The 14,628-nt window shown below is 62.9% G+C and carries 13 protein-coding genes; 5 read left to right on the top strand and 8 right to left on the bottom strand.

Annotated features, from left to right (window positions below; genetic code table 11):
- Positions 1-65: 65 nt before the first annotated feature.
- The 3 genes from AC0L3C_RS14815 to AC0L3C_RS14825 form a co-directional block, all read right to left on the bottom strand.
- A complete protein-coding gene (locus AC0L3C_RS14815; RefSeq protein ID WP_473281232.1) occupies positions 66-1,781 on the bottom strand; it encodes an ABC transporter ATP-binding protein in 1,716 nt (571 codons plus the stop codon).
- 7 nt (positions 1,782-1,788) lie between these two features.
- Complete coding sequence (locus AC0L3C_RS14820) at positions 1,789-2,877, bottom strand: ABC transporter permease (protein ID WP_007607757.1); 1,089 nt, start codon at positions 2,875-2,877, stop codon at positions 1,789-1,791.
- A gap of 79 nt (positions 2,878-2,956) precedes the next feature.
- Complete coding sequence (locus AC0L3C_RS14825) at positions 2,957-4,420, bottom strand: CmpA/NrtA family ABC transporter substrate-binding protein (protein WP_473408326.1); 1,464 nt, start codon at positions 4,418-4,420, stop codon at positions 2,957-2,959.
- A 137-nt stretch (positions 4,421-4,557) separates the two neighbouring features.
- Between AC0L3C_RS14825 and AC0L3C_RS14830 the strand changes: the two genes are divergently transcribed.
- The 3 genes from AC0L3C_RS14830 to AC0L3C_RS14840 all read left to right on the top strand — a co-directional run bounded on the left by AC0L3C_RS14830 (position 4,558) and on the right by AC0L3C_RS14840 (position 7,741).
- Positions 4,558-4,728, top strand: coding sequence for a hypothetical protein (locus AC0L3C_RS14830; protein ID WP_473408327.1), 171 nt, complete (start codon positions 4,558-4,560; stop codon positions 4,726-4,728).
- Between the two features lie 381 nt (positions 4,729-5,109).
- Complete coding sequence (locus AC0L3C_RS14835; protein WP_007607755.1) at positions 5,110-5,949, top strand: formate/nitrite transporter family protein; 840 nt, start codon at positions 5,110-5,112, stop codon at positions 5,947-5,949.
- A gap of 55 nt (positions 5,950-6,004) precedes the next feature.
- Positions 6,005-7,741 carry a bifunctional protein-serine/threonine kinase/phosphatase gene (locus AC0L3C_RS14840; RefSeq protein WP_473408328.1) on the top strand — a complete coding sequence of 579 codons (1,737 nt, stop codon included), beginning with the start codon at positions 6,005-6,007 and terminating at the stop codon, positions 7,739-7,741.
- A 24-nt stretch (positions 7,742-7,765) separates the two neighbouring features.
- Here the strand turns inward: AC0L3C_RS14840 and AC0L3C_RS14845 are convergent, their stop codons facing one another.
- A complete protein-coding gene (locus tag AC0L3C_RS14845; RefSeq protein ID WP_473408329.1) occupies positions 7,766-8,440 on the bottom strand; it encodes an NAD(P)-dependent oxidoreductase in 675 nt (224 codons plus the stop codon).
- Positions 8,441-8,482: 42 nt separating this feature from the next.
- Complete coding sequence (locus AC0L3C_RS14850; RefSeq protein ID WP_473281242.1) at positions 8,483-9,352, bottom strand: SDR family oxidoreductase; 870 nt, start codon at positions 9,350-9,352, stop codon at positions 8,483-8,485.
- A gap of 103 nt (positions 9,353-9,455) precedes the next feature.
- Here AC0L3C_RS14850 and AC0L3C_RS14855 point away from each other — a divergent pair, with 103 nt between their 5' ends.
- Positions 9,456-10,349 (top strand): LysR family transcriptional regulator, encoded by an 894-nt coding sequence (locus AC0L3C_RS14855; protein WP_473408330.1) that lies wholly within the window; start codon positions 9,456-9,458, stop codon positions 10,347-10,349.
- Between the two features lie 21 nt (positions 10,350-10,370).
- Here the strand turns inward: AC0L3C_RS14855 and AC0L3C_RS14860 are convergent, their stop codons facing one another.
- A complete protein-coding gene (locus tag AC0L3C_RS14860) occupies positions 10,371-11,288 on the bottom strand; it encodes an intradiol ring-cleavage dioxygenase (RefSeq protein ID WP_473408331.1) in 918 nt (305 codons plus the stop codon).
- A gap of 171 nt (positions 11,289-11,459) precedes the next feature.
- On the opposite strand from AC0L3C_RS14860, the gene AC0L3C_RS14865 reads away from it, so the two are divergent.
- Positions 11,460-12,734, top strand: a complete 1,275-nt coding sequence (locus AC0L3C_RS14865) for a serine hydrolase domain-containing protein (RefSeq protein WP_473408332.1) — start codon at positions 11,460-11,462, stop codon at positions 12,732-12,734.
- A gap of 49 nt (positions 12,735-12,783) precedes the next feature.
- Here AC0L3C_RS14865 and AC0L3C_RS14870 read toward each other — a convergent pair whose 3' ends face one another.
- On the bottom strand, positions 12,784-14,103 hold the full coding sequence (locus AC0L3C_RS14870; RefSeq protein WP_473263504.1) for a TRAP transporter large permease: 1,320 nt from the start codon (positions 14,101-14,103) through the stop codon (positions 12,784-12,786).
- Positions 14,100-14,615 carry a TRAP transporter small permease gene (locus tag AC0L3C_RS14875; protein ID WP_473408333.1) on the bottom strand — a complete coding sequence of 172 codons (516 nt, stop codon included), beginning with the start codon at positions 14,613-14,615 and terminating at the stop codon, positions 14,100-14,102. The genes AC0L3C_RS14870 and AC0L3C_RS14875 overlap by 4 nt, the downstream gene beginning before the upstream one ends.
- Positions 14,616-14,628: the final 13 nt, after the last annotated feature.

Genomic DNA, 14,628 nt, shown 5'->3' on the forward strand with positions numbered 1-14,628 from the left:
AATCCCTGTGCGACGCACAAGGATTGAGCTTGATGCAACCGATTTGAACGTGCATGCGCGCCTGCTCACGCCGCTTCCGGATTGACCGCTGGTTTCGGCGGCGCCTTCGACACGGCTCCATGCTCGTAAGCTTCGAGAAAATCGAGCAACTCGCGGCGATATCGGTAGTAATTGGGGTGCTCGAGCAGAGCCTTTCGCGTGCGCGGCCGAGGGATGTCGACCTCCATGATGTGACCGATCCGGGCGTACGGTCCGTTGGTCATCATCACCACGCGGTCGGCAAGCAGGATCGCCTCGTCGACATCATGGGTCACGCACATCGCCGTCACTTGCGTGCGCTTCCAGACCTCCATCAGTACCTCCTGGAGGTCCCAGCGGGTGAGGCTGTCCAGCATGCCGAACGGCTCGTCCAGCAACAGCAATTTTGGCGACAGCGCGAAGGCACGCGCGATGCCGACTCGTTGGCGCATGCCGTTCGACATTGCCGCAGCCGACTTGTCGAAAGAATCCGCAAGCCCCACCCGCTCGAGGTAATAGTCGACGATCTCGTCGCGCTGTCGCCGCGTAGCGTGCGGATAGACGCGGTCGACACCGAGCGCAACGTTCTCGCGTGCCGTCAGCCAGGGAAACAATGAAGGTGCCTGGAATACGACCGCACGGTCGGGACCGGCCGTCGTTACCTCGCGGCCGTCGAGAATGATGCCCCCGAGGGAGACCTCGTTGAGACCTGCAGTCATCGACAGCACCGTCGACTTGCCGCAGCCGGAATGACCGATCACCGTGATGAACTCGCCCTTGCGAACCTTGAGGTCGAAGTTCTCCACGATGGTCAGCGGCCCCGTCGGCGTCGGATAGACCTTCGAGAGCTGGGAGAATTCGAGATAACGATCTGTGTTGAAGGTCACCGTAGCAGCCGCTTTCTGATAGGCCGTCGGCGGCTTGTCCATCTGCGTGATGGGTATGACGTTGGGCAGGGTACGAACCGTCGCATCGGCTTCGGCCGAGCGCTCTTTCGCGACGTCAAGGAGATAGCCGGTGACGGCCTGCCGCAGCCGCTTGAAATGCGGATCCTCGTTGATCGAGGACCGGTCGCGCGGGCGCGGGATGTCGACTTTGAACTGCTGCCCGAGCGTCGCGTTCGGGCCCGGCAACAACGGAATGATGCGATCGGCGAGCAGGATCGCTTCGTCGACGTCATTGGTAACCAGCACCACGGTGCGCTTGTCGCGCGACCAGATGTCGACGATCTCGTCCTGGAGCTTGGCGCGGGTCAACGCGTCGAGTGCCGATAGCGGCTCGTCGAGCAGCAAGATCTCGGGGCTAGTTGCAAGCGCACGGGCAACGGCGACGCGCTGGCGCATGCCACCGGACAGCTCGGCCGGCAGGCGGGTCGCCGCGTGCGACAGCCCGACCATGTCTATGTAGCGGTCGACGCGGCCGGCGCGCTGAGTCTTGCTTTCACGGGCAAACACCTGATCGACAGCGAGAGCGATGTTGCCGCGTACCGTCAACCACGGCATCAGCGAGTACGACTGAAAGACGATGCCGCGGTCCGGGCCGGGCCCCGCGACCGGTTTGCCCTTGAGCGTGATCTCGCCGGCATCCGGCTGCACCAGCCCGGCGATCGCCGAGATCAGAGTCGTCTTGCCGCTGCCCGAGAAGCCCACGATGGCGATGAACTCGCCCTCGGCAACCTCAAGATTGACATTCGACAGCACGTCGGTGCGCTTGGCGCCGGTACCGTAGCCCTTGCGGAGCCCCTTCAGCGACAGGAACGACATCAGGGCCTCAGCGCTGGCTGGAAAAGGTGAAAGCGGACTGGAGCGCGTACATCACGCGATCGAGCAGAAAGCCGATGATTCCGATCGTCAGCACAGCCAGGATGATCCGGGCCAGCGACTGCGACGAGCCGTTCTGAAACTCGTCCCAGACGAATTTCCCAAGGCCTGGATTCTGCGCGAGCATTTCCGCCGCGATCAGCACCATCCAGCCCACGCCGAGAGAGAGTCTCAATCCGGTGAAGATCAGTGGCAGCGAACTTGGCAGGACCAGCTTGGTGACGGTGCGCCATGTCGGCAGCTGCAGGACGCGGCCGACGTTGAGCAGGTCCTTGTCGATCGAAGCCACTCCAAGCGCAGTGTTTATCAACGTCGGCCACAATGAACACAGCGTCACCGTGATGGCGGAGATGACCAGCGACTTCGGTAGCAATTCCGACGGGTTCACATAAAGCGCCGAGACCACCATGGTCACGATCGGGAGCCACGCAAGCGGCGATACCGGCTTGAATATCTGGATCAGCGGGTTGAGAGCACTGTTCATGGTCCGGGAGAGGCCGCACAGGATACCGAGCGGCACGGCAACAAGCGTCGCCACGGCAAAGCCGAGCGCCACCGTCATCAGACTGGTTAGTATTTGGTCGAAATAAGTTGGCTTGCCTGCATAGCCACGATGCCGGACATCCTCGGGATGACCGTCAGCGACGACTTTGGCGTTACGTTGATCTTGGCGTTCGTAGAAAGCCGCCCGCTTGGCGCGTTCGGCCAGATGGTCGGCGTACAGGTTTCCGGCCTGCGTCCAGACCTCGGCGGGCCCCGGGATGGCGCCGAGCGACGTCTTGACCCGCGGCGCTGCCCAGGCCCATGCCAGAAGGAAGACTCCGATGCCAATCAGCGGCACCAGCAATCCCTGGCGTAGCTCCTTCAACTGCGGCTTGACGCTGTCGCCGGCCGCAATACGGGCCAGTGGCACGAGCCATCCCAATCCGAGGATGTTGAGATAAATCGCTGCTGCATTGATGCGCGCAAACACCCGCTCCCGGCGGGCACGCTTGCGCTCCTCTGCGCTGAGGTCGATGTAGTCGGTAACCGCTGCCATAGTCTTATCCCTCGGCGTTCATCGCCCGACTTCGAGTGAGGAGACCGGGCCGGCCTGACGGCGGCCCGGCTCATGCGCGTCAGCCGTCGATGACCTTGGCACCGTCGATCTTCTGCTTGCCCTTTAGACCGATCTTCAGGCTATCGATGTAGGCGTTGGGCTTGCGACCATCGTAAGTGACGCCATCGATGAATTCCGAGGTCGGCGCACGATAACCCTCGCTCTCCCAAGGGAAGTCGTCCTTGTTCGCTTTGCCGTCGGCGATCAGAAGCTTGGCCGCGGAAAGATAGATATCCGGACGATACACGCTCTTGGCCGTCGCCTCGTACCAGGCGTCGTCCCTGGCCTCCGCGATCTGCCCCCAGCGGCGCATCTGCGTCAGATACCAGACCGCGTCGGAATAGTAGGGATAGGTCGCGAAATAGCGGAAGAACACGTTGAAGTCCGGGATGGAGCGCTTGTCGCCTTTCTCGTATTCGAAAGTGCCGGTCATCGAGTTGGCGATGACTGCCTTGTCGGCGCCGACATACTCGGGCTTCGACAACAGCTCAACGGCCTTGGCGCGATTGGCGTTGGCATTCTCGTCCAGCCACATCGCGGCGCGGATCAGCGCTTTGGTCAGGGCCAGCACGGTGTTTGGATTCTTGTCGGCAAAGGCCGCGGTGATGCCGAACACCTTCTCCGGATTGTTCTTCCATATCTCATAGTCGGTGATCACGGGCACGCCGATGCCCTTGAACACCGCGGCCTGGTTCCAGGGCTCGCCGACGCAGTAGCCGTTGATGGTGCCGGCTTCGAGCGTCGCTGGCATCTGTGGCGGCGGCGTCACCGACAGCAGCGCTTCGGCCCCGACCGTTCCGGTCACGTCGCCGGACGAATAATAGCCGGGGTTGATGCCGCCCGAAGCGAGCCAGTAGCGCAGCTCGTAATTATGGGTAGACACCGGGAAGACCATGCCCATCTTGAAAGACTTGCCGTCGGCCTTCAGCTTCTCGATCGCCGGACGCAACGTATCGGCCTTGATCGGATGCACGAGCTTGCCGCTCGCATCCTTCGGGATGTTCGGCTTCATCATCGCGAATATCTCGTTCGAGACCGTGATGGCGTTTCCATTGAGGTCCATCGAGAACGGCGTGATGATGTGCGCCTTCGTGCCAAAGCCGATCGTGGCCGCCAATGGCTGGCCCGCCAGCATGTGCGCGCCGTCCAGCTCGCCACTGATGACGCGGTCCAACAGAACTTTCCAGTTGGCCTGCGCCTCCAGCGTAACGAACAGACCTTCGTCCTCGAAATACCCGTTCTCCTTGGCAACTGCGAGCGGCGCCATGTCGGTGAGCTTGATGAAGCCGAGCTTCAATTCTTCCTTCTCGGGTTTGAGCGCGGCGGCGCGGACGCCGCCGGGAGCGACCGCAAACGCCGCGGCGATGGTGCCTGCGGCGAGGAACGTGCGGCGGTCCAGGAGCATGAGCGCGTTCGCGCTGGCTCCGCCAAGATGGTGGCCGCGACGACCGCTGCGCGAGGACTGATCAATTGGCTTCGTCATTGAATGTGATGATCCTTTGTGACCGGAGCGACCATCCGCACATGCCGACCGCACGACGCGCACGGCGGCACGTCTCCGGGGAAGCCCCGGATGGCAGAAGTCACAATTCGGATGGAGATCTTCGAGGGACGGCATCGATGGCGTCGCGCATTCTCAAACAAGAAGCGTGCCAGAGCGAACAATTCGGCAATGCCAAGCAAAAACAAAGCGTTGCGCCGAAACGACCCTTTGGTGGCAAATCTCGGCGCGCTGTCAAATTCGGCGACCAGCCCAGTTCTTGTGCGTCGCACAAAAAATGGGCAGGCTGACTTTCGCACCTCTCGGACCCTTGGTCCATTGATGGTCCGCTCGTCACGGAAAGGCGCAAAACGCACCGTAACCGCGCCAGCAGTTGGCCACGATACGTGGCCTGTCATCTGGCACATGGATTGCTTGCACAGTAACCACTCAGTCAACGACGACTGCGGTCCGCCGACATGTTGAGGCCTCCAAAGGCTGAAACTCGGGGAGAGCAATATTGCTTCGCTGGGCCCATCGGGGCACAGTCGTCGTCACGCGATCCCAAGCGAGATTCCGAATTCCTTTGGTCCGCAGATTGCCGGTTCACCGGCTCGTGCGGAGGCAGCGTCTTGACAACGGTACCGTCCGAAACCGCCACGCTATTCTCACACGAGCAAAAGGAACCATTGATGTCGTATCTCGCGCCTTCGGAATTCGTCACCAAGATGGTGGATGCGGGCGAATCCAAGATCTTCATGTCCACCCGCGACACCATCATCCGCGCCTATATGGCCGGCGCCATCCTGGCGCTCGCGGCGTGGTTCGCCGTCACCATCAACGTGAACACGGGGCAGCCGCTGATCGGCGCGCTGCTGTTCCCCGTCGGATTCTCGATGCTCTATTTGTTGGGCTTCGACCTTTTGACCGGCGTGTTCGTGCTGGCGCCGCTGGCGCTGATCGACAAGCGCCCCGGCGTAACCTTCGGCGGCGTGCTGCGGAACTGGAGCCTCGTCTTCGTCGGCAATTTCGCAGGCGCCCTTACGGTGGCCTTCATGATGGCCTTCGTCACGACTTTCGGCTTCACGCAGGATCCGGACAAGGTCGGCACGGCGATCGGCAATATCGGCGAAGGCCGCACGCTCGGCTATGCCGCGCACGGCGCGGCCGGCATGGCGACGCTGTTCATCCGCGGCATGCTCTGCAACTGGATGGTCTCGACCGGCGTCGTCGGCGCCATGATCTCCACCTCGGTCCCCGGCAAGGTCATCGCGATGTGGATGCCGATCCTGGTGTTCTTCTACATGGTGTTCGAGCATTCCGTCGTGAACATGTTCCTGTTCCCGTCCGGCCTGATGCTGCACGCGAAATTCTCGATCATGGACTATTTGATCTGGAACGAGATCCCGACCGTGCTCGGCAATCTCGTCGGCGGCCTCGCCTTCACCGGCATGACCCTCTACGCCACGCACGTCCTGACCCAGCCGAAGCGCCAGGCGAGCAAGGCCTCGTCGCCCCGCATTGCGGCCTGATACGTCTCGACAGGAGAGCCTCGCCCGATCAGGGTGAGGCTCCCCTTTGCCGGTGATGACGATGACCCGCGGACTTCAGATCTCGGTCGGCCAGCATTCCGACAAGGGTCGCAAGCCCATCAACCAGGATTTTCACGGCGTCCTCGTTCCGGACGAGCCGATGCTCAGTCTGAAGGGCATTGCGGCGGTCCTCGCCGACGGCATCTCCAGCAGCACGGTGAGCCAGATCGCCAGCGAGTCGGCGGTCAAGAGCTTCCTGATGGACTATTACTGCACGTCGGAATCCTGGACGGTAAAGACCTCCGCCCGCCGCGTGCTCGACGCGACCAATTCCTGGCTCCACGCGCAGACGCGCAAGAGCCAATATGCCTATGACCGCGACAAGGGTTATGTCTGCACGCTGAGCGCCATGGTCATCAAGGCGACCACCGCGCACATCTTCCACGTCGGCGACTGTCGCGTCTACCGCGTGGCGGGCAAGGCGCTCGAGCAGCTGACCGACGATCACCGGATCATCGTGTCCTCGGAGCAGACTTATCTTGGCCGTGCGCTCGGCATCAATCCACAGCTCGAGATCGACTACCAGAATTTCGAGATCGAGACTGGCGACACGTTCCTGCTGGCGACCGACGGCGCCTATGAATTCGTCGACGCGCGTTTCGTCACCAGCGCGCTCAGCGAGCATGCAGCCGAGCTCGACGGGGCGGCGAAGGCGATCGTCGAGGAAGCCTACCGGCGCGGCAGCGACGACAACATCACCGTCCAGATACTCCGCATCGATGCGTTGCCGCAGCGTGAGCCGGCCGGGATCTTCAATCAGACCTCCCAGCTGCCGCTTCCCCCGCTGCCGGAGCCGCGGGCCATCTTCGACGGCTACAGGATCGTCCGCGAAATCCACGCCAGCAGCCGCAGCCATATCTACCTTGCCGTCGACGCGGTGACCGAGGAGCCGGTCGCGCTGAAGCTTCCGTCGATCGATCTGCGCGACAATGCCGCCTACCTGAAGCGCTTCCTGATGGAGGAGTGGATCGCGCGCCGGATCGACAGCCCGCACGTGCTGAAGCCGCTGTCACAGTCGAAACGGCGCGGCTATCTCTATGTCGCGACCGAATTCGTCGAAGGTCAGACCTTGCGGCAGTGGATGACGGACAATCCACGCCCCGATCTGGAAACCGTCCGCGGACTGGTCGAGCAGATCGCCGCGGGCCTGCGCGCCTTCCACCGCATGGAAATGCTGCATCAGGACCTGAGGCCCGACAACATCCTGATCGACAAGACCGGTACCGCGAAGATCATCGACTTCGGATCGGTCAAGGTGGCAGGCGTCGCGGAGGCCGCCCCGCTGGACGAGACCGATGAAATTCTCGGAACGGTCCAGTACACGGCGCCGGAATATTTTCTTGGGCAAGGCGGCTCGCCGCGCTCAGACATGTTTTCACTCGCCGTGATCTGCTACCAGATGCTGACGGGAAAGCTTCCCTACGGCACCCAAATCGCGAGGATCCGGCGCAAGGCGGACGTGCGGAGGCTCAAATATCGCCCGGCCGACGACGACAGCAACGTGCCTGCCTGGATCGACGGGGCGCTCAGACGTGCGCTCCATCCGGATCCCTACAAGCGGCACGAGGAACTGTCCGAATTCGTCTTCGAGCTTCGCACGCCCAATCCGGCCTATCTCGACACGCGGATTACGCCGCTTTTGGAACGCAGCCCGCTGATGTTCTGGAAATTGACCACGGCGGCGCTCGCCTGCGTCGTCGTGGTCCTGCTTGCGATGTTGCACGCGCGCTGATCAGGAGTGTAGCCACGCAAAGCGTCACCACGTGATGAGCGGAGAGCGATGCAGCGAGGTATCGGCGCGCACCTGATCGAGCACGAATGTCGCGACGTCTTCGCGCGCAATGCTGCCGCCATGGAAGCCCGAAAGATCCGTCAGGGCCCGGACCGAGCCGCGGCCGGGCTTGTTATTCAGGATCGAGGGGCGAACCAGGACCCAGTCCAGCCCGCTGTCCCTGACGATCGCTTCCTGTCGGTTCTTGTCGGCGTACACCTTCTTCAGGAGAAGCGGAAAGATCACATGGTCGGCGACAAAGCCGCCGTGCCCTGCACTGTCGCCGGCGCCCATTCCCGTGATGCAAACCAGCCGCGAGACCTGCTCGGCCTTCATCGCGCTCACGAGCGCGCGCGTCGCGGTCGAGAGAAGCGTCACCTCGCGGAACGGGCTTACCGGCGTACCCAGCGCACTGACCACGGCATCACGGCCTTTGAGGGCTTCGCGCAGGGCTGTTTCATCGCGGGCGTCTCCGACGATCAGCTTCGCCCCCGTGATGTCACGTGCCTTCTCGGCGGAACGCACCAGCACGGTGACGTCGTAGCCTCGCGCCACCGCCTGGTTGACGATCAGGCGACCGGTGGCACCGGTCGCTCCAAGCACCAATATCTTCGTTGCGCCTTCCGGATCCGCCGGAGAAGTGGCGGTTGAAGAGATCATGATAGCATTCCTCGTTGTCGTGATGGGGACGTGCCCGTGCCGTCAAGCAGTGGCCGCGATCTCGGAGACGAAGTCGCGGTAGGAGCGCAGCGGACGGCCCAACAGCGCTGTCAGCCGCTCGACGTCACCGGACTCGGGGACCATTCCTTCGGTGAGGAAACGCTCGCTCATCAGCCGCATGTCGTAGGCCATCCAGCTCGGCATGAACTGCCGGAGATTCTTCTCGAAGCCGGCGGTATCGTCCCCGGGATAGGCAATCGTGCGGCCCAGCACCTCCGACCAGACGGCGGCGGCTTTCGCGCCGGTCAGCGTATCGGGACCGACGAGATTGATGCGCGTGAGCGGAAGCGGCGCTGCGGCACGCTCACGACGGATGAGCTCGATGGCCGCGATCTCGCCGATGTCGCGCGCATCGATCATGGCGAGCCCCTTGCTGCCGATCGGCATCGGGTAGATGCCGTATCCGGTCACCACGTCCTTGATCGTGACGTCGTTGTTCATGAAGTACGCCGGGCGCAGGATTGTGGCGTCGAAGCCCATCTGCTCGATCATCCGCTCGACACCGAACTTGCCCGCGAAGTGCGGCACGTTCACGTAGCGATCGCTGTGGATCACCGAGAGGTATACGACCCGCTCGACGCCAGCCTCGCGAGCAACGTTGAGCGCGATCAGTGCCTGCGTGAATTCATCCGGCACCACTGCGTTGAGCAGGAACAGGGTCGAGACGCCTTTGAACGCGCTGCGGAGCGAATCGACGTCGAGCAGGTCGCCCTGCACGACCGTGACGCCTGCCGGAAGGTTTGCCTTGGCAGGCTCGCGGGCGAGAGCACGGACATCGGCGCCGCGCTTGACGAGCTGTTCGACGACATGGCGGCCGATGGTGCCGGTTGCGCCGGTAACGAGGATGGTCATGGGGATCACTCCGGGTTTGGGTCAGAAGACACCCCGGAAATTAGTGATCCACAAACGAACCGATAGCCGCTATATCTGGACATACTGTCTCACTGGTGGAACGATGGACCTGCTGGCACTCACCGATTTCAATCTCGTCGCCCGGCACGGCGGGTTCGGACGGGCCGCACGGGCCGCCGGCCGCCCGAAAGCCACCCTGTCCCGGCGGGTCGCCGAGCTGGAAGCGGCCCTCGACCTGCGCCTGTTCGAGCGTGGCGCGCGGGCCTTGAAACTCACGGAGGAAGGACGCGCCCTTTACGAGCGGACGGGGGCCCTGCTCACCGAGCTCGACGAGACGGCGGCAGCGATCGCTTCGGGTGGGGACAGTCCGCGGGGGCGCTTGCGGATCAGCGCGCCTATGCTGTTCTCGCAGACTGCGATGGGAAACCTCGCGGCCGGGTTCGCACGCAGATACCCGGAGGTCCGTCTCGAGGTCACGACGGAAGACCGCTCCGTCGACATGGTGGAGGAAGGGTACGACCTCGTCATTCGGGTCAATCCCGATCCGGATGACAGCCTTGTCGGACGAATCTTTCTGCGCGATAGGCTGGTGGTGGTGGCAAGCCCGAATCTGAAACGACCGCGGGACGGTATCGCTATGCCGGCTGTCATGCGCGGACCGGGCGACCAGCTGACCAGCTGGGAAGTCACGATGCCAAGCGGAAGGTCGCGCATCGCGATTGATCCGGTCCTTCGCCTGTCATCGCTCGTCATGGTCCGCGATGCGGTCCGGGCGGGCGTCGGCGCCGCACGCCTTCCGGTATCACTGGTCAGTCAAGACCTGGCTGCCGGCACGCTGGTGCTTTGGGGCGACATCGACGGACCGGAGATCGCATTGTGGACGCTCTATCCATCGCGCCGGCTGCTGAGCGCGCGCGTATCCGCCTTCCTCGACTTCATCAAGGAAGCCTTTCCAACGGGGGCACCTGACGAACTCGCGGCCTTTATCGGGCGCTGAAGTACGCCCGTCCGCGATGCGTCAGGCCGGCTCCGCCGCCTTCACTCCGAGCGGTTTCGGCGCCATGCCGCCGCCGGGCTTGAGATGGAATTCGTAACTCATCAGGTGCCACTGCCCGTTCGCCTTGGTGCCGTCGGGCATCTCCGGGTCGCTGCGCGGCTCGACCTTCGCGACGAGATCGTCCTTCACGCCGAACACCACGTCGGAATCCAGATATTTGTCGCCATCCATGAAGACGTGGGTGATCAGCGGCTCGTAGCCCTTGGCATTGACCAGGAAATGCACATGCGCCGGGCGCATCGGGTGGCGGTTGGTCTGCACGATCATCTCGCCGACCGGACCATCGGTCGGAATCGGGTAGCTGCACGGCAAGATGGTGCGGAAGAAGAAGCGGCCATCGCTATCGGTGATGAAGCGCGCCCGCGCCGAGGCGCCGACCTCGTCATAGTTCGGCTTCTGCGAGTCGTAGAAGCCATCATCGTCGGCATGCCAGACGTCGACGGGGACATTCGCGAGCGGCTTGCCATTGAGATCAGTAACACGGCTCTGCACGAACATCCGTTCTCCGGTTTGATTGTTCGGAGAGATGTCGGTGCCGTGCGCCGTCACCTTGTGCTCGCCGACATAGAACGGCCCGAGCACGGTGGTCTGGGTGGCGCCCTCGCGCTCGCGATGGTTGACCGCGTCGACCAGCATGGAGACGCCGAGCACGTCGGACAGGAGGATGAATTCCTGCCGGGTGTCCGTGCATTTCTGGCCGGTGCGGGTCAGGAAATCGATGGCGTATTCCCACTCCTCGAAGGTGAGGCCGGTCTTGCTCACGTAATCGTGCAGCGACTTCACCAGTTCCTGGAGCAGGAATTTCGCGCGCGGGTCAGGTGTCTGGTCAAAGCTCCGGACGACGGCTTCGGTGAGTTCGGTTTCGTTGAACTGGGTCATGGTGCGTTTGCCTGCGTTTTCTCATTGGCCCGTTGGGGATCTGTTGGGCTGCTTGGAGGCGTTCCAAGGTGAAGCCTACACCAAACAGCCGGCCGGCGTTAAGCGCGACCGGCTTGGAATGAGACCGCCTTTTCGGCTATCAACGTCGGACAAAACTGCCCGGAGGAACTGATGCTCGCCCCCACCCCCGCCTCGCCCGAATCCGTGGGCATGTCCAAGGCCGCGCTCGACCGCGTCGATGCGCATCTGAAGAGCCGGTACATCGATGCCGGCCGCTTCCCAGGCACGCATCTCCTGGTCTTTCGCCGTGGCAAGATAGCCCACAGCTCGGTGCAGGGTTTTGCCGACGTCGAGCGCAAGCTGCCGGTCAAGGACGACACCATCTACCGCATCTATTCCATGACCAAGCCGCTCACCAGCGTCGCCTTCATGATGCTGGTCGAGCAAGGCCTCGTCGCGATCGACGAGCCCGTCGCCAAGTACATTCCGGAATGGAAGGATCTCGGCGTGTTCGTCGCCGGCACTGCGCCGTCCTTCCTGACCCGTCCGCCGTCGCGGCCGATGCTGATCGTCGACCTGCTGCGCCACACCTCCGGCCTCACCTACGGCTTCCAGCAGCGTTCGAACGTCGACGCTGCCTATCGCGCTGAAAAGATCGGCGAGGTCGAGAAATCAGGCACGCTCCAGACCATGATCGAGAGCCTTGCGAAAATTCCGCTGGAGTTCTCGCCGGGCGAGGCCTGGAACTACTCCGTCTCGACCGACGTGCTCGGCTACCTCGTCGGCAAGATCTCCGGCATACCCTTCGAGCAGTTCCTGAAACAACGCATCCTCGATCCACTCGGCATGACCGACACTGATTTCCACGTGCCGGCTTCCAAGGCCCACCGGTTCGCCGCCTGTTACTCGGCCGACCCGGGTGGCGGCATGACCTTCCATGCCGGCCAGCGGCGCGAGGGCCTGACCCTGCAGGACGATCCAACCAAGAGCTCGTTCCTGTCGCCGCCGTCCTTGATCTCGGGTGGCGGCGGGCTGTGCTCGACGACGGCCGACTATCTCACCTTCTGCCGTGCGCTGCTCAATGGCGGCGAACTCGGCGGCGTCAGGTTGATCGGGCCGAAGACGCTGGCGCTGATGACGACCAACCACATTCCGGGCGGCCGCTTCCTCCCCGAGGTGTCGCGCTCGCTGTTCTCCGAAGCGACCTATAACGGCATTGGCTTCGGACTCGGCTTCGCCGTGACCATGCGCCCGGCCGAGACACTGGTCGCCGGCAGCCCCGGTGAATACAATTGGGGCGGCGCGGCCACGACGTCGTTCTGGATCGACCCGGCCGAAGAGCTGATCACCATTTTCATGACGCAGGTGCTGCCGTCGAGCGCCTACCCGCTCCGGCGCGAGCTGCGCAGCATGGTCTACGCCGCGATCACCGAGAGCAATCTGTAGGAAAATTGGACCGATCCCGCGGCATCAGAGCCGCGGGATCAACCCCTGCTCATTTCAACATCTCCGGCACGATCAGACGCGGCAGGAACAGCGACACGCTCGGCCAGACGATGACGGCCGCCAGCACGAGCAGCATCGGAATCAGCATGATCACCGTGTCCTTCAGGGCATAGCGCAGCCGCACCCCCGCGATCGAGCAGGCGATCATCAAGCACAGGCCATAAGGGGGCGTCACCAACCCGAAGGCCAGCGATATGATGGAGATGATCGCGAACTGGACCGGATGGAGGTCGACTGATTTCGCCAGGGGTTCGAGAACGGTGCCGACGATGATGATCGCCGGAATGGCGTCGAGGAAGCAGCCCACCACCAGAAAGCAGAGCGCGATGAAGAAGCCGGCCCCGATCGCGCCCATGCCCCAGGTCGAGACGTTGGCCAGCAGTTCCTGCGGAATCCTGTAGTAAGCCAGCAGCCAGCCGAACGCGCTCGCGGTGCCCACGCAGAACAGCGCGACGCCGGCCAGGCGCCCGGTGTCGAGCAAAGCCTTGTAGAGTTCGCGCGCGCCGGTTTCACGGTAGAAGAACGTCGACAGCGCCACGGAATAAAGCACCGCGACGCAGGCGGATTCGGTCGCGGTGAACCACCCCAGCAGGATGCCGCCGACGATGATGAACGGCGTCAGCAGCGCCGGTATCGAGCGCCAGATGGCGCAGCACATCTCCCTCCAGGTGTCCTTCGGATAGGTCGGGTAACCTCGTCGCACGGCATAGATATGCACTGTCGCCATCTGCGCGCCGGCGATCAGCAATCCCGGCACGATGCCCGCGAGATACATCGCAGCGATCGAGGTGGAGATCAGTCCACCCCACACGATCATCAGGATCGAGGGCGGGATGACGACGGCAAGGACGGCCGAGACCGCGGTGATGGCGATGGAGAACGAGAGGTCGTAACCCTCCTTGGTCTGGGCATCGATGAAGATCTTGGACTGGCTCGCCGCGTCCGCGGTGGAGGAGCCGGAGATGCCGGCAAAGAACACCGACAGCACCACGTTGATCTGCGCCAGCGACCCCGGCCAGTGTCCGACCATCGAGCGGGACAGCGCCACCAGCCGGTCGGTGATGCCGCCGATGCTCATCAGATTGGCGGTGAGCAGGAAGAACGGCACCGCCAGCAGGATGAACGAATTGTAGGCGTTGAAGGTTTCCTGCGCGAGCGTCATCAGCGACAGATGCGGCTCGATCAGCAGGATCGGCACGCAGGCAAGGCCAAGCGCGAAGGCGACCGGGACGCGTATGATGAGCAGGCCAACGAAAGTCCCGAACAGGACCATTGCGGCCTGTCCGGCAGAAAGAACATTGCCGCTCATTGATTTGCCCCAACCAGAATCCGCAACTCGTCGACAATCTGCTCACCGGCGAACACGATCCAGGTCACGCCGGCAACCGGCCAGGCGACGTGGATCAGCCAAAGCGGCAGATCGGCCAGCTCCGAAGTTCTGTTCCAGGCAAAGCGGGTGAACTCGATGCCGGCGGATACGAACACCAGCGCCAGCGCCAGCACGCCGAGCCGCGCGAGAATCCGCACCATGGCTTCGCTTCGGCGTGACAGGTCAGGCCAGACGTCGACTTCGAAATGCTGCGACTCCCTGATGCCGACCATGGCGCCGATCATGATCGTCCAGATGAACATGAACCGCGCCATCTCTTCGGTCCAGATGTAGGACGGAATCAAAGGCGTGTAGCGCGAGATGATCTGCAACGTGACCGGAATGACCAGAATGCCGACAGAGGCGGCGAGCAGGATTTCCAGCAATTTTGCGTAGGCCGTCGTTGCTCGGCGCCATGGCGACGGGTTCGGTGGCATCGATATTTCGGTCATTACGACTCCGGGG

This window comes from Bradyrhizobium sp. WSM4872 (assembly GCF_055811715.1).